This window comes from Mesorhizobium sp. LSJC269B00 (genome assembly GCF_000502815.1).
In the GTDB taxonomy this organism is placed as follows: Bacteria; Pseudomonadota; Alphaproteobacteria; order Rhizobiales; family Rhizobiaceae; genus Mesorhizobium.
Genome location: NZ_AYVN01000018.1, coordinates 61487 through 84577 on the forward strand (window position 1 = coordinate 61487; position 23091 = coordinate 84577).

23 protein-coding genes are annotated in these 23091 nt (G+C 62.7%); all 23 read right to left on the reverse strand.

All coding sequences use genetic code 11. The features are described 5' to 3' along the window. Window positions 1–172 precede the first annotated feature (172 nt). Window positions 173–856 carry an ABC transporter ATP-binding protein gene (locus X771_RS137595; protein WP_023670800.1) on the reverse strand — a complete coding sequence of 228 codons (684 nt, stop codon included), beginning with the start codon at window positions 854–856 and terminating at the stop codon, window positions 173–175. Then, window positions 853–2199 carry a lipoprotein-releasing ABC transporter permease subunit gene (locus X771_RS137590; protein ID WP_023685210.1) on the reverse strand — a complete coding sequence of 449 codons (1347 nt, stop codon included), beginning with the start codon at window positions 2197–2199 and terminating at the stop codon, window positions 853–855. The genes X771_RS137595 and X771_RS137590 overlap by 4 nt, the downstream gene beginning before the upstream one ends. Continuing rightward, complete coding sequence (gene proS / locus X771_RS137585) at window positions 2196–3524, reverse strand: proline--tRNA ligase (RefSeq protein ID WP_023670802.1); 1329 nt, start codon at window positions 3522–3524, stop codon at window positions 2196–2198. Before proS ends, X771_RS137590 begins: the two co-directional genes overlap by 4 nt. 730 nt (window positions 3525–4254) lie before the next feature. Next, the gene (locus tag X771_RS137580) at window positions 4255–4539 is read right to left on the reverse strand and encodes a DUF1467 family protein (protein ID WP_023670803.1); all 285 of its coding nucleotides are present in this window, start codon (window positions 4537–4539) and stop codon (window positions 4255–4257) included. Then, window positions 4536–4940, reverse strand: a complete 405-nt coding sequence (gene mce / locus X771_RS137575; RefSeq protein ID WP_023690299.1) for a methylmalonyl-CoA epimerase — start codon at window positions 4938–4940, stop codon at window positions 4536–4538. The genes X771_RS137580 and mce overlap by 4 nt, the downstream gene beginning before the upstream one ends. Before the next feature lie 97 nt (window positions 4941–5037). Beyond that, window positions 5038–6711, reverse strand: coding sequence for a ribonuclease J (locus tag X771_RS137570; RefSeq protein ID WP_023690300.1), 1674 nt, complete (start codon window positions 6709–6711; stop codon window positions 5038–5040). 32 nt (window positions 6712–6743) lie between these two features. After that, on the reverse strand, window positions 6744–7565 hold the full coding sequence (locus X771_RS137565; protein ID WP_023670806.1) for a biotin--[acetyl-CoA-carboxylase] ligase: 822 nt from the start codon (window positions 7563–7565) through the stop codon (window positions 6744–6746). 4 nt (window positions 7566–7569) lie between these two features. Beyond that, on the reverse strand, window positions 7570–9006 hold the full coding sequence (nuoN, locus tag X771_RS137560; protein WP_023690301.1) for an NADH-quinone oxidoreductase subunit NuoN: 1437 nt from the start codon (window positions 9004–9006) through the stop codon (window positions 7570–7572). Between the two features lie 18 nt (window positions 9007–9024). Further along, window positions 9025–10530, reverse strand: coding sequence for an NADH-quinone oxidoreductase subunit M (locus X771_RS137555; protein WP_023670808.1), 1506 nt, complete (start codon window positions 10528–10530; stop codon window positions 9025–9027). Beyond that, window positions 10530–12503 (reverse strand): NADH-quinone oxidoreductase subunit L, encoded by a 1974-nt coding sequence (nuoL, locus tag X771_RS137550; RefSeq protein ID WP_023690302.1) that lies wholly within the window; start codon window positions 12501–12503, stop codon window positions 10530–10532. Before nuoL ends, X771_RS137555 begins: the two co-directional genes overlap by 1 nt. A gap of 10 nt (window positions 12504–12513) precedes the next feature. Beyond that, entirely contained in the window at window positions 12514–12822 is a 309-nt protein-coding gene (gene nuoK, locus X771_RS137545; protein WP_023670810.1) for an NADH-quinone oxidoreductase subunit NuoK, read from the reverse strand. 7 nt (window positions 12823–12829) lie between these two features. Then, entirely contained in the window at window positions 12830–13090 is a 261-nt protein-coding gene (locus tag X771_RS137540) for a hypothetical protein (RefSeq protein ID WP_023670811.1), read from the reverse strand. 2 nt (window positions 13091–13092) lie between these two features. Continuing rightward, window positions 13093–13713, reverse strand: a complete 621-nt coding sequence (locus tag X771_RS137535) for an NADH-quinone oxidoreductase subunit J (RefSeq protein ID WP_023670812.1) — start codon at window positions 13711–13713, stop codon at window positions 13093–13095. 123 nt (window positions 13714–13836) lie between these two features. Next, window positions 13837–14328 carry an NADH-quinone oxidoreductase subunit NuoI gene (gene nuoI, locus X771_RS137530; protein ID WP_023685203.1) on the reverse strand — a complete coding sequence of 164 codons (492 nt, stop codon included), beginning with the start codon at window positions 14326–14328 and terminating at the stop codon, window positions 13837–13839. Continuing rightward, on the reverse strand, window positions 14328–15371 hold the full coding sequence (gene nuoH / locus X771_RS137525) for an NADH-quinone oxidoreductase subunit NuoH (RefSeq protein WP_023685202.1): 1044 nt from the start codon (window positions 15369–15371) through the stop codon (window positions 14328–14330). Before nuoH ends, nuoI begins: the two co-directional genes overlap by 1 nt. A 2-nt stretch (window positions 15372–15373) precedes the next feature. Beyond that, the gene (gene nuoG, locus X771_RS137520; RefSeq protein WP_023690303.1) at window positions 15374–17455 is read right to left on the reverse strand and encodes an NADH-quinone oxidoreductase subunit NuoG; all 2082 of its coding nucleotides are present in this window, start codon (window positions 17453–17455) and stop codon (window positions 15374–15376) included. Next, window positions 17455–17736: a pentapeptide repeat-containing protein gene (locus X771_RS137515; RefSeq protein WP_023690304.1), complete on the reverse strand. Its 282-nt coding sequence runs from the start codon at window positions 17734–17736 to the stop codon at window positions 17455–17457. Before X771_RS137515 ends, nuoG begins: the two co-directional genes overlap by 1 nt. Before the next feature lie 11 nt (window positions 17737–17747). Continuing rightward, window positions 17748–18440, reverse strand: coding sequence for an NADH-ubiquinone dehydrogenase subunit (locus tag X771_RS137510; protein WP_023690305.1), 693 nt, complete (start codon window positions 18438–18440; stop codon window positions 17748–17750). Window positions 18441–18512: 72 nt separating this feature from the next. After that, window positions 18513–19817 (reverse strand): NADH-quinone oxidoreductase subunit NuoF, encoded by a 1305-nt coding sequence (nuoF, locus tag X771_RS137505; RefSeq protein ID WP_023670819.1) that lies wholly within the window; start codon window positions 19815–19817, stop codon window positions 18513–18515. Between the two features lie 3 nt (window positions 19818–19820). Further along, the gene (locus tag X771_RS137500; protein WP_023670820.1) at window positions 19821–20024 is read right to left on the reverse strand and encodes a hypothetical protein; all 204 of its coding nucleotides are present in this window, start codon (window positions 20022–20024) and stop codon (window positions 19821–19823) included. Then, window positions 20024–21355 (reverse strand): NADH-quinone oxidoreductase subunit E, encoded by a 1332-nt coding sequence (locus X771_RS137495; RefSeq protein WP_023670821.1) that lies wholly within the window; start codon window positions 21353–21355, stop codon window positions 20024–20026. The genes X771_RS137500 and X771_RS137495 overlap by 1 nt, the downstream gene beginning before the upstream one ends. After that, the gene (locus X771_RS1000000166040; RefSeq protein ID WP_023700376.1) at window positions 21356–21868 is read right to left on the reverse strand and encodes a hypothetical protein; all 513 of its coding nucleotides are present in this window, start codon (window positions 21866–21868) and stop codon (window positions 21356–21358) included. Beyond that, window positions 21868–23058 (reverse strand): NADH-quinone oxidoreductase subunit D, encoded by a 1191-nt coding sequence (locus X771_RS137490; RefSeq protein WP_023685196.1) that lies wholly within the window; start codon window positions 23056–23058, stop codon window positions 21868–21870. Before X771_RS137490 ends, X771_RS1000000166040 begins: the two co-directional genes overlap by 1 nt. Window positions 23059–23091 lie beyond the last annotated feature (33 nt).

Sequence of the window (23091 nt, forward strand, 5' to 3'; positions counted from 1 at the left end):
ACAGCCGGTTTGGGCAGGGTTAACGAAAGGTTGACGGGGTGACGGCAGTGCTGACGCAGGGCGCATCGCATGCCTTTGCGATCGGCCGAGACGCACCAATCACTTCGTCATCCTAGGGCGGAGCAAGGAGCGCAGCGACGCGGCGCAGACGCTAGGATGACGAAGTTGGGGCCTACAACGGAACGACCTTGCCGTCCGCCAGCGTCACCCGGCGGTCCATGCGCGAGGCGAGCTCGTGATTGTGGGTGGCGATCAGCGCGGCAAGGCCGGACTGCTTGACCAGCGCGCCAAGCGCGTCGAAGACATAGGACGCGGTGACCGGGTCGAGATTGCCGGTCGGCTCGTCGGCCAAAAGCAGCAAGGGCGCATTGGCGACGGCACGGGCGATGGCGACGCGCTGCTGTTCGCCGCCGGACAGCTCCGACGGACGGTGCGACGCGCGCTTGCCGATCTGCATATAGTCGAGCAGCTGTGCTGCGCGCTCCGACGACTCCTTGCGCGAAAGCCCTTTGATCAGCTGCGGCATCATGATGTTTTCGAGCGCCGAAAACTCCGGCAGCAGATGATGGAACTGATAGACGAAGCCGACATCGTTGCGGCGGATCGCCGTGCGTTCGTCGTCGGAGAGCCGTCCGCAGGCGCGGCCGGCCAGAATGACGTCACCGGCGTCGGGGCGCTCGAGCAGGCCCGCCGTATGGAGCAGCGTCGACTTGCCGGTGCCCGACGGCGCCACCAGCGCCACCATCTCGCCGCGCTTCAGCGAAAAGTCGGCGCCGTTCAAAATGGTGAGCTTGCGCGGCCCCTGGACATAGTGCCGCTCGACGCTCTTCAGCTCGATAATGATCTCGGACTTCATTCGTATCTCAAGGCCTCGACCGGATCGAGCCGTGCGGCGCGCCATGCCGGAAACACCGTTGCCAGGAAGGACAGGCCGAGCGCCATCAGGATGACATAGGTGGTCTCGCGCGGGTCCATCTTTGCCGGCAGCTGGCTGAGGAAATAGAGCTCCGGGTTGAACAGCACCTTGCCGGTCATCCAGGAGAAGAACTGGCGGATGGATTCGATGTTGGTGCAGATGAGCACCCCGAGCAGCACGCCGGCCAGCGTGCCGGTGACGCCGATCGCAGCACCCGTCATCAGGAAGATGCGCAGGATGGCGCCGCGCGAGGCGCCCATTGTGCGCAGGATGGCGATATCGTGGCCCTTGTCCTTCACCAGCATGATCAGGCCGGAGATGATGTTGAGCGCCGCCACCAGAACGATCAGCGTCAGGATCATGAACATGACGTTGCGCTCGACCTGCAGTGCTGAAAAGAACGTCTCGTTGCGCTGGCGCCAGTCGACCATGTCGATCGGCCGTTGCGCCGCCGCATCGACCAGCGGTTTCAGCGCGTCGACATTATCGGGATTGTCGACATAGATCTCGATCGTCTGCGCCCTGCCGTCCATGTTGAAATAGAGCTGCGCTTCGGAAAACGGCATGTAGACGATGGAGCTGTCATATTCCGACATGCCGACCTCGAAGATCGCCGCCACCTTGTAGCCCTTCAGCCGCGGCGTCGTGCCCATCGGCGTGACGTCGCCCTCCGGCGAGATCAGCGTGATGGTGTCGCCGAGCACAAGGCCGAGATTCTCCGCCATGCGCTTGCCGATGGCGACGCCCTCGCCGGAGTCGAAGCCGTCAAGCGTGCCTTGCTTGACGTTTTGGGCGACGATGGCGATCTTGCCGAGGTCTTCGGCCCTGATACCGCGCACCAGCGCGCCCATGCCGCCGCCGACATTGCCTTGCGCCAGCACCTGGCCGTCGATCAGCGGGATCGCGTATTTGACGCCGGCCACGCCGTTGATGCGGGCTGCGACCTGCGCATAATCCTCAAGGGGCGAATCCAGCGGCTGCACGATCAGATGGCCGTTGACGCCGAGGATGCGGGTCAGAAGTTCGGCTCGAAACCCGTTCATGACAGCCATGACGACGATCAGCGTGGCGACGCCCAGCATGATGCCGAGGAAGGAGATCGAGGCGATGACCGAGATCACCGTCTCCTTGCGGCGCGACCGCAAATAACGCCAGGCGACCATGCGTTCGAACATGGAGAACGGGCCGGCGACCGGAGATTTGGTGACCGGAGACTTGGCGACCGGAGACTTGCCAACCGGAGACTGGGCTACCGAAGACTTCGCTGCCGCGGCTTCGCTCATGCGGTTGCACCGAAGCGTTTCCTGGCCTCCGCGACCGGCAGCGTCTCGCGCTCGCCGGTCCGGCGGTTCTTGATCTCGATCTCTCCGGCGGCCACGCCGCGCGGCCCGACGATCACCTGCCAGGGCAGGCCGATCAGGTCGGCGGTGGCGAACTTGCCGCCCGGCCGCTGGTCGGTGTCGTCGTAAAGCACATCCTTGCCGGCGCTGGTGAAGGCGGCGTAGAGCTCGCCGCAAACGCGGTCGCACTCGGCGTCGCCGGCCTTCATGTTGATCAGGCCGATGTCGAACGGCGTCACCGCTTCCGGCCAGATGATGCCGTTGTCGTCATGGCTGGCCTCGATGATCGCCGCCACCAGCCGCGACGGACCGATACCGTAGGAGCCGCCGGAAACGAAATGATCCTTGCCGTCGGGCCCGGTCACCTTGGCGCCCATGGGCTTGGAATATTTGTCGCCGAAATGGAAGATGTGGCCGACCTCGATGCCGCGTGCCGAGACCCGGTCGGCTTCGCCAAGCTTGTCCCAGGCCGCCTCGTCATGCATCTCGTCGGTGGCGGCGTAAGGCGTCGTCCACGTTTTGACGATGTCGGCGATCTCGCCGTCATTGCCGAAGTCGGTTTTCTCGCCGGGCACCTGCAGCGACAGATATTCGCGGTCGCAATAGACCTGGCTCTCGCCGGTGTCGGCCAGGATGATGAATTCATGGCTGAGATCGCCGCCGATCGGCCCGGTGTCGGCCCGCATCGGAATGGCCTGCAGCCCCATGCGCGTGAACGTTCGGAGATAGGATACGAACATGCGGTTATAGGCGGCCTTCGCGCCCTCGAAATCGAGGTCGAAGGAATAGGCGTCCTTCATCAGGAATTCGCGCGAGCGCATGACGCCGAAGCGCGGACGCACCTCGTCGCGGAACTTCCACTGGATGTGGTAGAGGTTTAGCGGCAAGTCCTTGTAGGACTTGACGTAGGCGCGCACGATTTCGGTGACCACTTCCTCATTGGTCGGACCGTAGAGCATGTCGCGGTCCTGCCGGTCCTTGATGCGCAGCATCTCCTTGCCATAGTCGTCATAGCGGCCGCTTTCGCGCCACAGATCGGCCGACTGGATGGTCGGCATCAGGATTTCCAGAGCGCCGGCGCGGTTCTGCTCCTCGCGGATGATGCGGCAGACCTTGTCGAGCACCAGCTTGCCTAGCGGCAGCCAGGAAAAGCTGCCCTGCCCCTGCTGGCGGATCATGCCGGCACGCAGCATCAGCCGGTGCGAGACGATCTCGGCCTCGCGCGGATTTTCTTTCAGGATGGGCAGGAAAAACTGCGACAAACGCATGGACAGGTCCGTGAGAGAGGAGGCTGCACCGGAATCGGCGCGGCTGGCTTGCTTGCCCCGGCTTCATAGCTATTTCGTGACGGAATGGAAACCCGACCGGCCGCATCGGCCGGAAATCGCAAAAATCGATTCTTCTTCCAAAGACCTTCGCACCGAAAACGATAATGCTTTTGATACAAAATGATGACCTGACTCCGAAGTGCTCACACACGCTTTGCGCGTCCGGGCGACGCGGCACACCTGACCAGATTAAGGCGGCAGCCCCGGTGTTGTTCGTTTCGCAAGCAAAGCCTGCCGCACTATTGTGCACTGCAGCACAGATTGCCCGATTGCGGGCAAAATTCTGCGTGACAATTTCATCAGGGTTAGGCTAGTGTGCCCCGATAACCGAGAGGGTGGAGAAAAATCTGCTCTCCTACGCGGTCAAAGTCTTGGGAGGATGCGATCTAGGCGCGGTTACCCGCTGCCGCCGGAAACCGGAAAACAGATCGGAACGCGTTTAAATTGCAAGGCCTTGTGCCTTGCATTTTTTTTTGCCCGATCATCTGGTTAGATCAAACTGTTCCCAAATCACGTGAGCTTGCGTCAGCCTGACACCAAGGCGTGATTCTAATGCGGGTGGGCCATGCCTGGCCGCCGATTGCGCATCGCAAGCTGGTGAGCCAAAACCTGAGTTTGGCGCTCCGAAACAGGCACAAACATCCCAGCCGATCTGTCGGCGGGAAAGTGTTTAGTTAGCCGGTGCCTGGCTGGCTTCGGGGATGATGTGCGGGACTTCGTCGAGGCTGTAGCCCAGCCCGTGCGTCAGGCTGTAGAAAACCCCCATGACGACAGCCGTGACGATGGTGGTGCGGATCACGGCACGCAGCATATGCGGTCCGCGCGGCGCGCTCGCAACCGTGCCCAGCGTCACGTCCTGATCGTCATCCTGCGTCTTGACGCTGAACGGCAGCACGATGAACAGCATCAGCCACCAGGTGATGAAGAACAGGGCGGCAAACGAAATCCAGCTCATGCCTGCTCCAGTTCGACCAGCGTGCCGAAGAAATCCTTGGGATGCAGGAACAGCACCGGCTTGCCGTGAGCGCCGGTTTTGGGATTGCCGTCGCCCAGCACGCGGGCGCCGCTTGCTGTGAGGTGATCGCGCGCGGCAAGGATGTCGTCGACCTCGTAGCAGACATGATGCATGCCACCCGAGGGGTTCTTCGCCAGAAAGGCCGCGATCGGCGACCCCTCGCCCAGCGGCTCCAGGAGTTCGATCTTGGTGTTGCCGACATCGACGAACACCACGGTAACGCCATGCTCGGGCAAAGCCTGCGGCGCAGTCACCCGCGCGCCAAGTGTATCGCGATAGGCCGCAATCGCCGCGGCCAGGTCCGGCACGGCAAGTGCTACATGGTTCAGGCGTCCCAGCATGAAGTGCTCCACAAGTTAAGGGAGTAGGGAATGGGCAGTAGGCAGTAGTGATACATCTGCATTTTTCTCCACTGCCTACCGCCTACTGCCTATTCCCTCACCTCGTCACAAACACCGTCACCAGCGGCTTCTTGCCCCAGGCCTCGTTGGCGGCGCCGCGCACGGCGCGGCGCACCGCTTCCTGCACCAGATCGAGGTCCTTGCGGCGCTGGCGAGGGATCGAGTCTACCGCGCCGACGGCCGCGTCGAGCATCAGATCTTCCATGTTTTCGCCACGGGCATCGGCCTCGGCGACGCCGATGGCGACCAGGTCGGGATCGCCGGCGAGCTCATATTTGTCGTCGAGCACGACATTGACCGCGACATGGCCGGCAAAGGATAGCTTGCGCCGGTCGCGTATGCCCATCGCCTGGTCGGTGCCGATCAGCCTGCCGTCCTTGTAGATGCGGCCGAACGGCACCTGGTCGATGATCGTGGCCGGACCCGGCGCCAGCCGCAGCATGTCGCCGTCGCGCACTTGCGCCACCTGGCCGATGCCCGACGTCGACATCAGCGACCCCTGCGCCACCAGATGCGCGGCTTCGCCGTGCACGGGAACGCCGATCTGCGGCCGCACCCATTCATACATCCTGCGCAATTCGCTGCGGCGGGGATGGCCGGAGACATGCACCAGCGCGTCGCCATCCTCGATGATCTTGATGCCGAGGTCGATGAGGCGGTTCTTGATCTCGAGGATCGCCTTCTCGTTGCCGGGAATGGTGCGTGAGGAAAACACCACCGTGTCGCCGGCCGTCAGCGACACCGACTTCATCTCGTCGCGCGACAGTTTTGCCAGCGCTGCCAGCGCCTCGCCCTGGCTGCCGGTGCAGATGATGACCAGGTTCTCGCGCGGGATGAAGCCGAAATCCTCTTCGGCGATGAACTCCGGCAGCCCGTCCATGTAGCCGAGTTCGCCGGCGACATCGATGACCCGCTTCAGCGAGCGGCCGAGCACCAGGCACTGGCGGCCGGCATCGCGCGCCGCCTTGGCGATGGAGACGATGCGTCCGACATTGGAGGAGAAGGTGGTGACGGCGACACGGCCGACAGCGCTCTGGATGACGCCCCTGAGGCCTTCGCCCACCGCCACTTCCGACGGCGATTCGCCTTCGCGCAGCGCATTGGTGGAATCGCAGACCAGCGCCAGAACGCCCTTGTCGCCATAGGCGCGAAACCGCGCCTCGTCGGTCTTGGGGCCGATCGTCGGTTCCGGATCGATCTTCCAGTCGCCGGTATGGATGACGGTGCCGGCCGGCGAGGTGATCGCCAGCGACATCGGCTCGGGGATGGAGTGCGCCACCGGAATGGCCTCGATCGAGAACGGGCCGACGGTGAATGTCTCGCCTGCCCGGTAGATCGTCACCGGAATTTTCTTCGGCGCGCCCTGCTCGCCCTGGCGCTTGGCGTCCAGCAAGCCGGCGCTGAACGGTGTCATCCACACCGGCGCCTTCAGCTTTGGCCAGATGTCGAGCAGCGCCCCGTAATGGTCTTCATGCGCGTGGGTGATGATGATGCCGCGCAGGCCGGCGAGGTTCTCCTCGATGAAGCGCGTATCGGGCAGGATCAGGTCGACGCCCGGATGCGCCGCGTCGGGAAAGGTCACGCCGACATCGACGACGATCCACTCGCGCGCGCTAGGCGGCCCATAGCCGTAAAGGGCGAAGTTCATGCCGATCTCGCCGACGCCGCCGAGCGGCACGAAGACGAGTTCGGCGTTTTGCGCTTTCGCCATCAATTTTCCCTTCCCGGCCCTTGCGACCAGCTCTAAATCTTTGCCGACGCGACGGCGCCGAAATGCACGTCGCCGGCGGCTACCGTCACGACCGACCCCTCATCATCGCGGATCACGAAACGGCAGTCCGCGTCAATGGTCTCGAAGGTACCGCGCACCACATTCCCGTCAATCCTGACAGCAACCTCGCCGCCAAGCCCCGCCGCGCGCGCCAGCCAGCGACGCCGGATGGCGTCGAGCCCGCGTCCGTCATCCCACAGCCGGGCATTGTCGGTCCAGGCATCGGACAGCGCCAAGAACAGCGTTTCGGCGTCGCATGTCGCGCCCAGCGCCTGAAGCGATGTCGCCGGATACGGCAAATCCGGCGGATGCGCCACCACATTGACGCCGATGCCCACCGCCACCGCGAAACGGCCGCCATCGAGAATGGCCGATTCCAGCAGGATGCCGGCCAGTTTGGCGCCGGAGGCAAGCACATCGTTCGGCCATTTCAGCTCGAAGCGGTTCTGCCCTTGGCTGGCGCCGTCGAGGCCGATGGCGATCCTGCCCTTCGGCACCACGGCGTCAAGCGCATCGGCCAGCGACAGGCCGGCGACGAAGCCCAGCGTCGCCGCCAGACGCAACTCACCGCCGGTGATGACCAGCAATGTCGCCGCCAGATTGCCCTCGGGAGATACCCAGGCCCTGCCGCGGCGGCCACGGCCGCTTTCCTGCTTCTTGGAAACGACCCACAATTTGCCGGGGTCGCCTGCCCTTGCATGGTCCAGCGCAAGCGTGTTGGTGGAACCCACGCTGTCATGGGCCTCGAGCCGGAACCCTTCCGTCTCAGAGGTTGGAGCCAGCCGAAATGCCATCCGGTCAGAAAAATGTCTTGGCGGCGGCTTCGGCGTAGGTCGCGATCGGACCGCCGATCAACACATAGAACAGCACGAAAGCGCCGGAGATGCCAAGCACGAGGCGCAGTTCGCTCGCCATCGGCACGAAGCCGCCGGCCGGTTCGTCGAACCACATGATCTTGATGATGCGCAGATAGTAGAACGCGCCCACTACGGAGGCCAGCACGCCGATGATCGCCAGCGCATAGAGGTTGGCGTTGATGGCGGCGAGGAACACGTACCATTTCCCCCAGAAACCGGCGAGCGGCGGGATGCCGGCCAGCGAGAACATCAGGATGGTCAGGATCGTCGCCATGATCGGATTGGTCGACGACAGACCGGCGAGATCGCTGATCTGCTCGACATTGCCTTCCTTGCGCCGCATGGCGAGGATGAAGGCGAAGGTGCCGAGCGTCATGACCAGATAGATCAGCATGTAGATGGCGACGCCGCGCACGCCGGCCTGGCTGTTGGCGGCAAGGCCGACCAGCGCGTAGCCCATATGGCCGATCGAGGAGTACGCCATCAGCCGCTTGATGTTGGTCTGGCCGATGGCGGCAAAGGAGCCGAGCGCCATCGAGGCGATCGAGATGAAGACGATGATCTGCTGCCAGTCGGAAGCGATCGGCTTGAAGGCGCCCATGGTGACGCGCACGATCAGCGCCATCGCCGCCATTTTGGGGGCAGCCGCCAGGAAAGCGGTGACCGGCGTCGGTGCGCCCTCGTAGACATCGGGCGTCCACATATGGAACGGCACCGCCGAAATCTTGAAGGCAAGGCCGGCCAAAACGAAGACCAGGCCGACGACGAGGCCGAGCTGGCGCTCACCGCTGCCAAGCGCCGAGGCGATTTCCTGGAAGCCGACATTGCCGGTGTAGCCGTAAATGAGGCTGATGCCGTAAAGCAGCATGCCCGACGACAGCGCGCCAAGCACAAAATACTTCAAACCGGCCTCGGTCGAACGCAGATTGTCGCGATTGATCGCCGCCAGCACGTAAATCGCCAGCGACTGCAGCTCGAGGCCGAGATAGAGCCCGATCATGCCGTTGGCCGAGATCATCAGCATCATGCCGAGCGTGCAGAGCAGGATCAGCACCGGGTATTCGAACTTGTCGAAATGCTCCTGCCTGGCGAAGCGCATCGACATCACCAGCGTCACCGCCGAACCGATCAGCGACAGCACCTTCATGAAGCGGGAGAACGGATCCTGGATGAAGGCGTTGCCATAGGCTGCGCCCTGCCCCGTGGGAAAGATCAGCCATAGGCCTGCGATCACCAGCACGGCGACGGCAAGGCCGGTCACCAGAATGGCCGTGTTGGCGCGCGAATAGGCGCCGACCATCAACAGCGCCAGCGCGCCGATGGCGAGGATCAGCTCCGGCGTCGAGAGCGAAAGGCTGGAATAAAGGTCCGGCGTCATGGTTCGCAAAACCTCTGGTCAGTTCGCCGCCGCGGTCTGCGCGGCGCCGATGGATGCGGTGACATTGGTGACGAGCGCCTTGACCGACTGGGCCGTGGCATCGAAGACGGGAGCGGGATAGACGCCGAAGAAGATGACCAGCACGACCAGCGGGTAGATGATCGCCTTCTCGCGCGTCGACAGATCGAGCAGGCCCTTCAGGCTTTCCTTGGTCAGCGCGCCGAAGATCACCCGGCGGTAGAGCCAGAGCGCGTAGGCCGCCGACAGGATGACGCCGGTGGCGGCGAAGAACGCCACCCAGGTGTTGACCCGGAACACGCCGAGCATGGTCAGGAACTCGCCGACGAAGCCTGATGTGCCGGGCAAGCCGACATTGGCCATGGTGAAGATCAGGAACACCGTGGCGTATTTCGGCATGTTGTTGACCAAGCCGCCATAGGCGTCGATCTCGCGTGTGTGCATGCGGTCGTAAATGACGCCGACGCACAGGAACAGCGCGCCCGAGACGAGGCCGTGGCTCAGCATCTGGAAGATCGCGCCCTGCACGCCTTCCTGGTTCATGGCGAAGATGCCCATGGTGACGAAGCCCATATGGGCGACGGAGGAATAGGCGATCAGCTTCTTCATGTCCTCCTGCATCAGCGCCACCAGCGAGGTGTAGATGATGGCGACGACCGACAGCGTAAACACCAGCGGCGCGAACATTTCCGACGCCAGCGGGAACATCGGCAGGGAGAAGCGCAGGAAGCCGTACCCGCCCATTTTCAACAGGATGCCGGCCAGGATCACCGAACCCGCCGTCGGCGCTTCGACGTGCGCATCGGGCAGCCAGGTGTGCACCGGCCACATCGGCATCTTCACCGCGAAGGAGGCGAAGAAGGCTAGAAATAGCCATGTCTGCATGTGGGCCGGGAAGTTGTGCGTCAGCAGCGTCGGGATGTCGGTGGTGCCCGCCTGGAAGAACATCGCCATGATGGCGAGCAGCATCAGCACCGAGCCGGCCAACGTGTAGAGGAAGAACTTGAACGAGGCATAGACGCGGCGCTTGCCGCCCCAGACGCCGATGATGATGAACATCGGGATCAGGCCGGCCTCGAAGAAGACGTAGAACAGCACGATGTCGAGCGCGCAGAACACGCCGATCATCAGCGTTTCCAATAGCAGGAAGGCAATCATGTAGGCCTTGACCCGCTTGTCGATCGCTTCCCACGACGCCAGGATGCAGAGCGGCATCAGGAACGTCGTCAGGATGACGAACAGCATCGAAATGCCGTCGACGCCCATATGGTAGGAGATGCCGGAATCCAGCCAGGCAAACTTCTCGACGAACTGGAAGCCGGCCTGCGAATTGTCGAAGCCGGTCCAGATGAACAGCGAGATGATGAAGGTGGCTGCCGTCGTCGTGAACGCGATGGCGCGGATGTTGCGACGTGCATTCGGGCTGTCATCCCTGATGAACAGGATCAGCAGCACACCTACCAGCGGCAGGAAGGTGACCAGCGAGAGGATTGGCCAGGCGGTCATCAGAGCATCATCCAGGTGACGAGTGCTGCCACGCCGATCAGCATGGCGAAGGCATAGTGATAGAGATAGCCGGTCTGCAGCTTGACGACGCGGTCGGTGACGTCGACGACGCGCGCCGAAATGCCGTCAGGACCGAGCCCGTCGATGATGGTGCCGTCGCCGGTCTTCCACAAGAACCTGCCCAGCGCCTTTGCCGGCCGCACGAACAGGACGTCGTAGAGCTCGTCAAAGTACCATTTGTTGAGCAGGAAGGCATACAGCAGCCGATGGTTGGCGGCGACGCTCCGGGGCAGTTCCGGCGAGCGGATGTAGAACTTCCAGGCGACGGCAAAGCCGATGACCATGGCGACGAACGGTGCCAGCTCGACCCACAGCGGCAATTCGTGGATATCGTGCAGGATGTGGTTGTCCGGCAGCGTGAACAGCGAGGCCTTCCAGAATTCGGCATAGCCTTCGCCGATGAAGGCACCATGGAAGATAACGCCGGCAAACAGCGCGCCCGCGGCCAGGATGAACAGCGGCACCAGCATCACCGGCGGCGATTCATGGACATGGTGCATGACGTCGTGGCTCGCCCGCGGCTCGCCATGGAAGGTCATGAAGATCAGCCGCCAGGAGTAGAAGGAGGTGAAGCAGGCGGCGATGACCAGCAGGACAAAAGCGAGGCCAGCGACCGAATTGTGGCCGGCAAAGGCAGCCTCGATGATGGCATCCTTGGAGAAGAAGCCGGCGGTGCCGATGACGGTCATCGGAATGCCGACGCCGGTCAGCGCCAGCGTGCCGATCACCATCATCCAGTAGGTCTTCGGAATGAGCTTCCGCAGGCCGCCCATCTTGCGCATGTCCTGCTCGTCGGAGACGGCATGGATGACCGAGCCGGAGCCCAGGAACAGCAGCGCCTTGAAGAAGGCGTGCGTGAACAGATGGAAGATCGCCGCGCCATAGGCGCCGACGCCGAGCGCGACGAACATGTAGCCGAGCTGCGAACAGGTCGAATAGGCGATGACGCGCTTGATGTCGTTCTGGACCAGGCCGACGGTCGCCGCGAAGAAGGCGGTGAAGGCGCCGATGAAGGTCACCACCGTGAGTGCCGAATGCGACAGTTCGAACAGCGGCGACAGCCGCGCCAGCATGAACACGCCGGCCGTGACCATGGTGGCGGCATGGATCAGCGCTGAAACCGGGGTCGGTCCTTCCATGGCGTCCGGCAGCCAAGTGTGCAGCGGCACCTGCGCCGACTTGCCCATGGCGCCCATGAACAGCAGCAGGCAGACGATGGTCATGGCCGCCTGCTTGTCCAGCGCATAGCCGAGGAAGGTCAGTACTGCCGCCCCTTGCGGCGCGCCTTCGGCCGGAATGAACGTCGCGGCATTGGCGAAGATGGTGCCGAGATTGACCGAGCCGAACAAAACGAAGACGCCGAAAATGCCGAGCGCAAAACCGAAATCGCCGACGCGGTTGACGACGAAGGCCTTGATGGCCGCGGCATTGGCCGACGGCTTCTTGTACCAGAAGCCGATCAGCAAATAGGAGGCGAGACCCACCCCTTCCCAGCCGAAGAACATCTGCACCAGATTGTCGGCCGTCACCAGCATCAGCATGGCGAAGGTGAACAGCGACAGATAGGCAAAGAAGCGGGGCCGGTTCGGATCGTGGTGCATGTAGCCGATCGAATAGATGTGGACCAGCGCCGACACCGTGTTGACCACCACCAGCATGACCACCGTCAGCGTATCGATCCTGAGCGCCCAGGACGCGTCGAGCCCGCCGGATTGGATCCAGCGCAGTACCGGCACGGTGAACACCTCGCCCTCGCCGAAGCCGACGGAGAAGAAGGCGACCCAGGACAGCACGGCCGAGATCACCAGGAAGCCCGAGGTGATGTATTCCGATGCCTTGGCGCCCAGCGAATTGCCGAACAGACCGACGATCAGGAAGCCGAGCAGCGGAAGGAAGACGATCGCTTGATACATGTTAGCCCCGTCAACCCTTCATCTGGTTCACGTCTTCGACCGCGATCGAGCCGCGGTTGCGGAAGAAGACGACGAGAATGGCAAGACCGATGGCCGCTTCGGCGGCGGCGACCGTCAGCACGAACAGGGCAAACACCTGGCCGACGAGATCGCCCAATGCCGCCGAGAAGGCAACGAAATTGATGTTGACCGCCAAAAGAATCAGCTCGATCGACATCAGGATGACGATGATGTTCCTGCGGTTCAGGAAGATGCCGAACACGCCCAGCGTGAACAGGATCGCCGATACGGTCAGGTAATGTGCGATGCCGACGACCATGGCCAGATCAAACCTTTCCCGGCATTTGTTGAATCATTGAACGCGCGGATACGATGGCGTCCAAAAGGCTGTCTATGGCAGAAGGCTCGAAGATAACTGTTGCATCATTCCGGCCTGCCCCCTGAACGTATGTGAAATCTTCGCTCTTGATGTTCAGCGTAAGATTCCCGTCGCGATTCCAGACGAATACCCAGGCCTTCTCAGTCGAATCAACCCGCCAAGAGGCAACCTGCTCTCCCCAGTATTTTTTCTTCAAACGACCGAACATCGTCAGAGCCCCTCGCCCGACTTGACCTTGCGGATTTCCATGCCTGTCGCCGGCGTGCGGCCGACCTGGGCTGCGATCGACTGCCGCTTGATCCCTTCCTTGTGGCGCAGCGTCAGCACGATGGCGCCGATCATGGCGACCAGCAGGATGAGGCCCGAAATCTGGAAGTAGTAGAGGTAGTCGGTATAGAGGATGTCGCCGAGTGCTGCGGTGTTTGTCCGCGCGGCAAGATCCGGGATGGGTTTGGAGACCGTCGAGGCCAGTTGCGGCGCGAAGGTGTAGCCGCCGAGCACCACGATCAGCTCGGCCGCCAGGATCAGCCCGACCAGCGCGCCGATCGGCGCATATTGCAGGGCGCCTTCCTTCATCTCGGCGAAGTCGACATCGAGCATCATGACGACGAACAGGAACAGCACCATGACCGCGCCGACATAGACGACAAGCAGGATCATCGCCAGGAACTCGGCGCCGGTCAGCATGAACAGGCCGGCGGCGTTGAAGAAGGTCAGGATCAGGAACAGCACGGAATGCACGGGGTTGCGCGACGAAATGACCATGAAGGCCGACGCCACCGCGACAAAGGCGAAGAGGTAGAAAAAGGCCGCCTCTAGTCCACTCAGCATTGGGGATCCCCCGGGTTCCTGTCCAAACAGGACATCCGTCCTGTTTGATTTCTGCGACCGCCTCCGGCCGGCAAGTTGCGTTGTCCTTAGACGAGGCCCCTCGCCCCGTCCATGCGTCAAATGTCAGCGGTAGGGCGAGTCCAGCGAGATGTTGCGCGCCAGTTCGCGCTCCCAGCGGTCGCCATTCGCCAGCAGCCTGTCCTTGTCGTAGTAAAGCTCTTCGCGCGTCTCCGTCGCGAACTCGAAATTCGGCCCCTCGACGATAGCGTCGACCGGGCAGGCTTCCTGGCAGAAGCCGCAATAGATGCACTTCACCATGTCTATGTCGTAGCGCACGGTGCGGCGCGTGCCGTCATTGCGGCGCGGGCCGGCCTCGATGGTGATCGCCTGCGCCGGACAGATCGCTTCGCACAATTTGCAGGCGATGCAGCGTTCCTCGCCATTGGGATAGCGGCGCAGCGCGTGCTCGCCACGGAAGCGCGGGCTGGTCGGCCCTTTCTCGTGCGGATAGTTGATCGTCTCCTTCGGCGCGAAGAACTGGCGCATCGACAGGAAGAAGGCGCTGACGAAATCCTGCAGCAGCAGCGATTTTGCGGCCTGGCCAAAAGCGGACATCACGCAAACCCCGTGATTTTGAGGAAGGCCGCGGTGGCAACGACCATGAACAGGGAGATCGGCAGAAAGACTTTCCAGCCCAGCCGCATCAGCTGGTCGTAGCGGTAGCGCGGCACGAAGGCCTTCACCATCGAGAACATGAAGAACATCAGGCAGATCTTGAGCACGAACCAGATCACGCCGGGCACCCAGGTGAAGGGGGCGAAGTCGAAGGGCGGCAGCCAGCCGCCGAGGAACAGGATGGTGGCCAGCGCGCACATCATCACCACGGCGACGTATTCGCCGAGGAAGAACAACAGGAACGGCGTCGAGGAGTATTCGACCATATGGCCGGCGACGAGTTCCGACTCGGCTTCCACCAGGTCGAAGGGCGGGCGGTTGGTCTCGGCCAGCGCCGAGATGAAGAAAATGACGAACATCGGGAACAGCGCCAGCCAGTGCCAGTCGAGGAAGCTGTTGGGCAGGCCAAGCTTGGTGCCCAGCCCATCCTGCTGCGACAGCACGATGTCCGACAGGTTGAGCGAGCCGACGCAGAGCAGCACGGTGACGATGACGAAGCCGATCGAGACTTCGTAGGACACCATCTGCGCCGCCGAGCGCAGCGCGCCGAGGAACGGGTATTTCGAGTTGGACGCCCAGCCGCCCATGATCACGCCATAGACCTCGAGCGAGGAGATGGCGAAGACGTAGAGGATGCCGACATTGACGTTGGCGATCCCCCAGCCCGCATTGACGGGAATGACCGCCCAGGCCGAGATTGCCAGCACGGCCGACACCAGCGGCGCCAGCAGGAACACGCCCTTGTTGGCGCCGGACGGAATGACCGGTTCCTTGAAGACGAATTTCAGCAGATCGGCGAAAGCCTGCAGCGTGCCCCACGGGCCGACGACGTTCGGGCCGCGGCGCAATTGCACCGCCGCCCAGATCTTGCGGTCGGCGTAAAGCAGGTAGGCAACCCCGATCAGCAAAACGACGATCAGCACGACCGACTTTAAAAGGATGATCAGCGTCGGCAGCACGTAGAAGGAGAAGAAGGTGTCCATGTCTACTCTGCCGCCTGCCTGAAGCCGTTTTTCGCCAGCGCCGAGCATTCCGCCATGACGGCGGAGGCCCGCGCGATCGGGTTGGTCAGATAGAAATCCGTGACCGGCGAGGTGAAAGTGCCCTTGTTCAGCCGCCCGCCGAGCTTCGCCACCTTGGCGACGTCATCGGCATTGCCGGCTTCGACATGATCGATGCGGGCGAGATGCGGGTATTCGCCATAAAGTTTGGCGCGCAACTGCTGCAGCGAATCGAAGGGTAGTTTCTTGCCCAGCACATCGGACAATGCCCTCAGGATCGCCCAGTCTTCGCGCGCGTCGCCCGGCGCGAAGCCCGCGCGGTTGGTCTGCTGCACGCGTCCCTCGGTGTTGACATAGGTGCCGGACTTTTCGGTGTAGGCGGCTCCCGGCAGGATGACATTGGCGCGGTGCGCACCGGCGTCGCCATGCGTGCCGACATAGACGACGAAGGCGCCGCCGGTCTTGGACATGTCGACCTCGTCGGCGCCGAGCAGGAACAGAACCTCGCTCTCCCCCAGCATGCCGGCAACGTTCTTGCCGCCCTTGCCAGGCACGAAGCCGACATCGAGACCGCCGACGCGCGCGGCCGCAGTGTGCAGCACGGCAAAGCCGTTCCAGTCGGCGCGCGCAGCGTTGACGGCCGTGGCGAGTTTCGCCGCCTGGCCGAGCACCGCCGCGCCGTCGGCACGCGACAGCGCGCCCTGGCCGACGATGATCAGAGGATGCGTCGCCTTCTTCAGCACCTGGAAGAACTTGCCATTGCCGTCGGCCAGATCTTTCAAGGACTCCGGACCGGCGCCGAGCTGTTCGTAGTCGTAACGCGTGTCGCCGACCTCGCCGATGACGCCGACCGGCAGATTGCCGATCCGCCAGCGCTTGCGGATGCGGGCATTGAGCACCGAGGCCTCGAAGCGCGGATTGGCGCCGATGATCAGCACCGCGTCGGCCTGCTCGATGCCCTCGATGGTCGGGTTGAAGATGTAGCTGGCGCGGCCGAGCGCCGGATCGAGTGCGGCGCCGTCCTGGCGGCAATCGGTGTTCCTTGAGCCCAACGCAGCCATAAGCTGCTTCAGTGCGTAGATTTCCTCGACGGCGGCAAGATCGCCCGCAATCGCGCCGATTTTCTCGGGCGCCGCATTCGACACCGCATCCCTGATCGCAACGAACGCTTCGGCCCAGCTGGCCGGCGCCAACTTTCCGTCCTTGCGGACATAGGGGCGGTCGAGGCGCTGCGTGCGCAATCCGTCCCAGATGAAGCGGGTCTTGTCGGAAATCCACTCCTCGTTCACCGCTTCATTGACGCGCGGCAGGATGCGCATCACCTCGCGGCCGCGGCTGTCGACGCGGATTGCCGAGCCGACGGCGTCCATGACGTCGATGGATTCTGTCTTGGTCAGCTCCCACGGCCGTGCCTGAAAGGCGAAAGGCTTGGAGGTCAGCGCGCCGACCGGGCAGAGGTCGATGACATTGCCCTGCAGCTCCGAGGTCATGGCGCTTTCGAGATAGGTGGTGATCTCGGCATCCTCGCCGCGGCCGATCAGGCCGAGCTCGGAAATGCCTGCAACTTCCGTGGTGAAGCGGACGCAGCGCGTGCAGTGGATGCAGCGGTTCATAACCGTCTTGACCAATGGGCCGATATATTTGTCTTCGACCGCGCGCTTGTTCTCGTGATAGCGCGAGGAATCGACGCCGAAGGCCATCGCCTGGTCCTGCAGGTCGCATTCGCCGCCCTGGTCGCAGATCGGGCAATCCAGCGGATGGTTGATCAGCAGGAATTCCATCACGCCTTCGCGGGCCTTCTTGACCATCGGCGTGTTGGTGAAGATTTCAGGCGCCTCTCCATTGGGTCCCGGACGGAGGTCGCGCACATTCATGGCGCAGGAGGCCTGCGGCTTCGGCGGCCCGCCCTTCACCTCGATCAGGCACATGCGGCAATTGCCGGCAATCGACAGCCGCTCATGGAAGCAGAAGCGCGGCACTTCCGCGCCGGCGTCCTCGGCCGCCTGCAGCAGCGTGTAGTGGTCGGGTACAGTGATCTCTTTCCCGTCGACCTTGAGCTTTGCCATCAATTGCCCCTGGCGGTCTGCGCCGTCTCATATGCCTGAAACAGATCGCTCAGCCTGATGCCATTGATCATCATGCCGGCGACTTCAGCGTTTTCTATCTTCAAATTGCTCATATTCACATTGCTGAAAAACGCGTCCGAGAGGTTCGCGTCGTCCACAACGGCCGCCGACAGGTCGACGTTGTGAAACTGCGTGTTCGACAAGTTCACATCGTCAAATCTGGAGTTGCTGACGATGGCATTGCGCACATCGAGAACATCGCTCCTGTCGTGGATCTCCATGCCTGCCACCCCTACTTCTTCGCCTTGGCGGCCAGCGTCAGCGCCGCGGCCTGGCGGGTCCACTCGTCGCGGCCGATTCGGCCGGTGAGCGACAGGTAGTCCTCGACCCAGGCGATCTCTTCCGGCGTCCACGCCGCGATCTGGGCAAAGGTCCAGATGCCGAGGCCGTTCAGCACTTTTTCCAGCTTCGGTCCAACGCCGGTGATCGCCTTGAGATCCGACGGCTTGGCCGGACGAGCCACGGCCTTGGGCTGTCTGAAATCCTCCGGCATCAATCCGATCGTCGCGCCTTCGGCGACGGCATCGGTCTTCTCCGGCTCGGCATCGACGGTGCGAGCGGCAATATCGGTCACATCCTGGGCAAAACTCTGCGCCTCGGCGATCAGGGTTCTGGTCGCCGCGCGCGCCTTGGTGGCCGGCGCGGTCTCGGAGAACTCTTGGGTGCGCTGCTCGAAATCGTCGATGATCGGCTGGAAAATCCGCTGCGATGCCTCGGCAGCACCCGACAAGGCGCCTAGCCACACGCCAAAGGCATGGTTGGCAAGGCCGAAGCCCAGCGCCGACATGGCGGCGGCACCCGCGACAGGATGCGCGAGAAGGTTGACGGCGCTGGCCATCTCCTTCGGCATCATCCTTGTCAAATCCTGGTTCATCTTCTCAAGCTGGTCCAAATTGGGCATCAAAGGGTTCGAATAAGGCGCCATAGACATCTCCTGGTCGTTTCTTCGTCAGCCCCGCCCCTATATTTCCGTCCGGGGCTTGCGCCCGATTTCAATCTACTCAGCAGCCACCATCACCGGTTCGGCCCGGTGCGCGTTGCGCGAAAACTCGTCGATGCGCCGCTCCACCTCGCCGCGGAAATGCCGCATCAGGCCCTGGATCGGCCATGCCGCGGCATCGCCCAGCGCGCAGATCGTATGACCCTCCACCTGTTTGGTGACGTCGAGCAGCATGTCGATCTCGCGCTTCTGCGCCTCGCCGCGCACCAGCCGCTCCATCACCCGCCACATCCAGCCGGTGCCTTCGCGGCATGGCGTGCACTGGCCGCAGCTCTCATGCTTGTAGAAATAGGAAAGCCTGGCGATCGCCTTCACGATATCGGTCGATTTGTCCATGACGATGACAGCCGCCGTGCCAAGGCCGGATTTCAGGTCGCGCAAAGCATCGAAATCCATCGGCGCATCGATGATCTGCTCGGCCGGCACCAGCGGCACCGAAGCGCCGCCCGGAATGACCGCCAGGAGATTGTCCCAGCCGCCGCGAATGCCGCCGCAATGGGTTTCGATCAGCTCGCGGAACGGGATCGACATCGCCTCTTCGACGGTGCACGGATTGTTGACGTGACCCGAGATGCAAAACAGCTTGGTGCCGACATTGTTGGGCCGGCCAAAGGACGAGAACCAGGCGGCGCCACGGCGCAAAATGGTCGGCGCGACCGCGATTGACTCGACATTGTTCACGGTAGTCGGACAACCGTACAAGCCGACATTGGCTGGGAATGGCGGCTTCAGCCGGGGCTGGCCCTTCTTGCCTTCGAGGCTTTCGAGAAGTGCTGTTTCCTCGCCACATATATAGGCGCCGGCGCCGTGATGCATGTAGATGTCGAAATCGTATCCGGACGTGTTGTTCTTGCCGATCAGCCTGGCCTCGTAGGCCTCGTCGATGGCGCGCTGCAGCGCCTCGCGCTCACGGATGAACTCGCCGCGCACATAGATGTAGGCGGCGACCGCGCCCATGGCGAAGCCGGCGATGAACGAGCCCTCGACCAGGGTGTGCGGATCGTTGCGCAGGATATCGCGGTCCTTGCACGTGCCGGGCTCGGACTCGTCGGCGTTGACAACGAGATAACTCGGCCTTCCATCGCTCTGCTTGGGCATGAACGACCATTTCAGCCCGGTCGGGAAGCCGGCGCCGCCACGGCCGCGCAGGCCGGACGCCTTCATCTCATTGACGATCCACTCTCGCCCCTTGGCGATGATGCCGGGCGTGTTGTCCCAGGCGCCGCGCGCCATCGCGCCGGCCAGTGACTTGTCGAAGAGCCCGTAGATGTTGTTGAAGATGCGGTCTTTGTCAGCCAGCATGACTTACCTCTTTCCCCGCAAGACGATCGAGACCCACACCAGCACGCCTATGCCGGTCGCGGCCATCGATTCCAGGGTATCCGAAAACGGCAATTCGACGAGGCGCCGAAGCCCCTCCAGAAGGATGTTGGCAGCAGCGATGCAGACAACGCCGATGACAATGCTGCGCAGCGACAGCAAAGATCCGGTGCTTTGCGCTTCAGCCATCAACGTGGCTCCTTGCCGAAGACGCGGATGTATTCGGCGACGCCGCCCTTGGCGAGCGCCTTGGCCTGCTTGCCCCAGTCGTCGCGCTCGATGCGGCCCTGGAAAGCGAGATATCCATCCACCCAGTCGCGCTCGGCCTTATTCCAGGATGCGACCTGTGTGAAGGTGAAGATGCCAAGCGAATGAAGGATGCCCTCGATCTTCGGGCCAATGCCCGAGATCAGCTTGAGATCGTCGACCGCAGCCGGCCTGTCGATTCCGGCCGGACGGTTCTTGTCCTCGAGCGACGGCTTTGCGGGTCTGGCTGTCGGCGCCTTGACGGTCGGGGCCACCGGGGCGTTGGCCGCTGGCGCCTTGAATTCCGGAGCGATGAAGGCAGCTGCCGGCGTGGAGGTGGTCTTCGGGCCATTACGCTGCTTGGCGACCTTCTCGACTTCAGGCGCCGCGGTGTTGGCGTTGGCGGCCGAATGCAGGGGCGCCGGGACGCTCGCCGCTTTTTCCGCCGCCGGTGCAACCTTGGCCCTGGAGGGCGACTTCAACGCCGAGCTGGTTTCCGGCGCATCGGTTTTCGGTTTGCCGGCGTTGGATGGCGCGACCGGGGCGGCCGCTGCAGGAGCGGCAGGAGCCGGAACAGGCGCCGCAATGATTGCGTCGGGCGCCGCGTGGGCAGCCTTGCTCGCCGCCCTGGCTTCCTTGTCGCGCGTTGCTTTGAGGATCGCCTTTTCGCTCTTCAGCGTCGTCAGGCCAGGCGCCGGCTCCGAGCCGGTTCTGCCGTTTTGCGGTCCCGTGGGAACCGAGGCGCCCTTGCCCGCATCGTAAAGATCGATGATTTCGGCCAGCCGCTCGGGGGTGAGATCCTCGAACGTATCCTTGAAGACCATCACCATCGGCGCGTTGACGCAGGCGCCGAGGCATTCGACTTCCTCCCACGACAGTGTGCCCTTGTCGTTGGTGTGGAATTGGTCGTGATGGATTTTCGAGCGGCACACATCCATCAGCGCTTCCGAGCCGCGCAGCATGCAGGGCGTGGTGCCGCAGACCTGGATATGTGCGCGCGTGCCGACCGGATTGAGCTGGTACTGCGTGTAGAAGGTCGCGACTTCGAGGCCGCGAATGCGCGGCATGCCGAGCATGTCCGAAATCGTCTCGATCGCCGCCTTGGTGACCCAGCCTTCCTGCTCCTGCGCAATCATCAGCAAGGGAATGATCGCCGACTGCTCGCGGCCCTTCGGATATTTCTTGATCCATTGCTTCGCAACCGCCGCATTCGCCCGGTTGAAGGCGAAGGAGGCTGGCTGGACGCTTGCTTCTGCGAGACGGCGGACTGACATTTAGCGATCGGGCCCCTGCTCTGCTACGAGAGCTATTGCGGTTTCACATTCTTTCTGATGAGAAAACGGAATGCGTTCGGCAGATCGAGCAACACTCGCAAATCGCTCTGCGGGCAACATGTATTGCCACAGCCCCAGAACAGTTTGCCTTACTTGAGGCGAGATCCATGCCATGACCGCATCAGCGTCGATGTCATCGTCGAACAAGTGCTCGTAAAAAGCGACACCAGCCGCATTCCAAATCTGTTTGTTCGGGTGAACGGCAGCCCATTGGGCGAACCCGTGCATTCTACCCAGCTTGTCGACGTCATTGTCGCGGTGGGCAAGGCGCGTCTTGGGTAGCAGGGTAAAAAAGAAGTCATAGATCGAACAGTGCTGAGTCGAGTTGTAAGAAGCCTCTGCGAACTCGACCGGCAGCATGGCTTTTGCCAATTCGCGCCACCGCGGTAGGGCAGCGTCGGCATTCCCTCGAACACCGACCTGAGAGCGCACTGTAGGATTGGCTGCCGCCATCACCGATCAACCTCCCCGAAGACGATATCGAGGGAACCCAGGACGGCAGTGACGTCGGCCAGCATGTGGCCGCGGCAGAGGAAATCCATGGCTTGCAGATGCGCGAAGCCGGGCGCGCGCAGCTTGCAGCGATAGGGCTTGTTGGTGCCGTCGGAGACGAGATAGACACCGAACTCGCCCTTCGGCGCCTCGACGGCAGCATAGACCTCGCCGGCCGGCACGCGATAGCCCTCGGTGTAGAGCTTGAAATGATGGATCAGCGCTTCCATCGAGCGCTTCATCGCCTGGCGCTTCGGCGGCACCACCTTGCCGTCGAGGTTCGACACCGGCCCGGTGCTCTCCTTGCCGAGCAGAAGGTCGACGCACTGGCGCATGATTTTCGCCGACTGGCGCATCTCTTCCATGCGCACGAGATAACGGTCGTAGCAGTCGCCGTTCTTGCCGATCGGGATGTCGAAATCCATCTCGGAATAGCATTCATAAGGCTGCGACTTGCGCAAATCCCAGGCCGCACCCGAGCCGCGCACCATGACGCCGGAAAAGCCCCAGGCCCAGGCGTCGGCAAGCGACACGATACCGATATCGACATTGCGTTGCTTGAAGATGCGGTTGCCGGTAAGCAGCCTGTCGAGGTCGTCAAGCGACTTCAGGAACGGGTCGATCCACTTGCCGATGTCCTCGACCAGCTTCGCCGGCAGATCCTGGTGCACGCCGCCGGGACGGAAATAGGCCGCATGCATGCGCGAACCGGAAGCGCGCTCATAAAACACCATCAGCTTTTCGCGTTCGACGAAACCCCACAGCGGCGGCGTCAGCGCGCCGATATCCAGCGCCTGCGTCGTCACATTGAGGATGTGCGACATGATGCGGCTGAGCTCGGAATAGAGCACGCGGATCAACTGGCCGCGCTTCGGCACTTCGATGCCGAGCAACCGCTCGGTGGCGAGCGCGAAGGCATGCTCCTGGTTCATCGGTGCGCAATAGTCGAGCCGGTCGAGATAGGGCACTGCCTGCAGATAGGTTTTGTGCTCGATCAGCTTTTCGGTGCCGCGATGCAGCAAGCCGATATGCGGATCGACGCGGTCGACCACCTCGCCGTCAAGCTCCAGCACAAGACGCAAAACACCGTGCGCCGCAGGGTGCTGCGGTCCGAAGTTGATGTTGAAGTTGCGGACGGAGGTTTCAGCCATTCTGGCGCCTCTGGCGAAGAGTCAGTAGTGAGT

Bases quoted from the DNA above. Each gene is read 5' to 3' on its own strand.
- X771_RS137595 (WP_023670800.1), bottom strand. From the start codon at position 856: ATGAAGTCCGAGATCATTATCGAGCTGAAGAGCGTCGAGCGGCACTAT.
- X771_RS137555 (WP_023670808.1), bottom strand. From the start codon at position 10,530: ATGACCGCCTGGCCAATCCTCTCGCTGGTCACCTTCCTGCCGCTGGTA.
- X771_RS137490 (WP_023685196.1), bottom strand. From the start codon at position 23,058: ATGGCTGAAACCTCCGTCCGCAACTTCAACATCAACTTCGGACCGCAG.
- nuoG (WP_023690303.1), bottom strand. From the start codon at position 17,455: ATGGCAAAGCTCAAGGTCGACGGGAAAGAGATCACTGTACCCGACCAC.
- X771_RS137495 (WP_023670821.1), bottom strand. From the start codon at position 21,355: ATGTCAGTCCGCCGTCTCGCAGAAGCAAGCGTCCAGCCAGCCTCCTTC.
- X771_RS137540 (WP_023670811.1), bottom strand. From the start codon at position 13,090: ATGTTCGGTCGTTTGAAGAAAAAATACTGGGGAGAGCAGGTTGCCTCT.
- X771_RS137500 (WP_023670820.1), bottom strand. From the start codon at position 20,024: ATGGCTGAAGCGCAAAGCACCGGATCTTTGCTGTCGCTGCGCAGCATT.
- nuoI (WP_023685203.1), bottom strand. From the start codon at position 14,328: ATGTCCGCTTTTGGCCAGGCCGCAAAATCGCTGCTGCTGCAGGATTTC.
- nuoK (WP_023670810.1), bottom strand. From the start codon at position 12,822: ATGGTCGTCGGCATCGCACATTACCTGACCGTATCGGCGATCCTGTTC.
- X771_RS137590 (WP_023685210.1), bottom strand. From the start codon at position 2,199: ATGAGCGAAGCCGCGGCAGCGAAGTCTTCGGTAGCCCAGTCTCCGGTT.
- nuoL (WP_023690302.1), bottom strand. From the start codon at position 12,503: ATGTATCAAGCGATCGTCTTCCTTCCGCTGCTCGGCTTCCTGATCGTC.
- X771_RS137515 (WP_023690304.1), bottom strand. From the start codon at position 17,736: ATGGAGATCCACGACAGGAGCGATGTTCTCGATGTGCGCAATGCCATC.
- mce (WP_023690299.1), bottom strand. From the start codon at position 4,940: ATGCTGGGACGCCTGAACCATGTAGCACTTGCCGTGCCGGACCTGGCC.
- nuoH (WP_023685202.1), bottom strand. From the start codon at position 15,371: ATGGACACCTTCTTCTCCTTCTACGTGCTGCCGACGCTGATCATCCTT.
- X771_RS137580 (WP_023670803.1), bottom strand. From the start codon at position 4,539: ATGAGCTGGATTTCGTTTGCCGCCCTGTTCTTCATCACCTGGTGGCTG.
- X771_RS137565 (WP_023670806.1), bottom strand. From the start codon at position 7,565: ATGGCATTTCGGCTGGCTCCAACCTCTGAGACGGAAGGGTTCCGGCTC.
- X771_RS1000000166040 (WP_023700376.1), bottom strand. From the start codon at position 21,868: ATGGCGGCAGCCAATCCTACAGTGCGCTCTCAGGTCGGTGTTCGAGGG.
- nuoF (WP_023670819.1), bottom strand. From the start codon at position 19,817: ATGCTGGCTGACAAAGACCGCATCTTCAACAACATCTACGGGCTCTTC.
- X771_RS137510 (WP_023690305.1), bottom strand. From the start codon at position 18,440: ATGGCGCCTTATTCGAACCCTTTGATGCCCAATTTGGACCAGCTTGAG.
- X771_RS137570 (WP_023690300.1), bottom strand. From the start codon at position 6,711: ATGGCGAAAGCGCAAAACGCCGAACTCGTCTTCGTGCCGCTCGGCGGC.
- nuoN (WP_023690301.1), bottom strand. From the start codon at position 9,006: ATGACGCCGGACCTTTATTCCAGCCTTTCGCTCTCGACGCCGGAGCTG.
- X771_RS137535 (WP_023670812.1), bottom strand. From the start codon at position 13,713: ATGCTGAGTGGACTAGAGGCGGCCTTTTTCTACCTCTTCGCCTTTGTC.
- proS (WP_023670802.1), bottom strand. From the start codon at position 3,524: ATGCGTTTGTCGCAGTTTTTCCTGCCCATCCTGAAAGAAAATCCGCGC.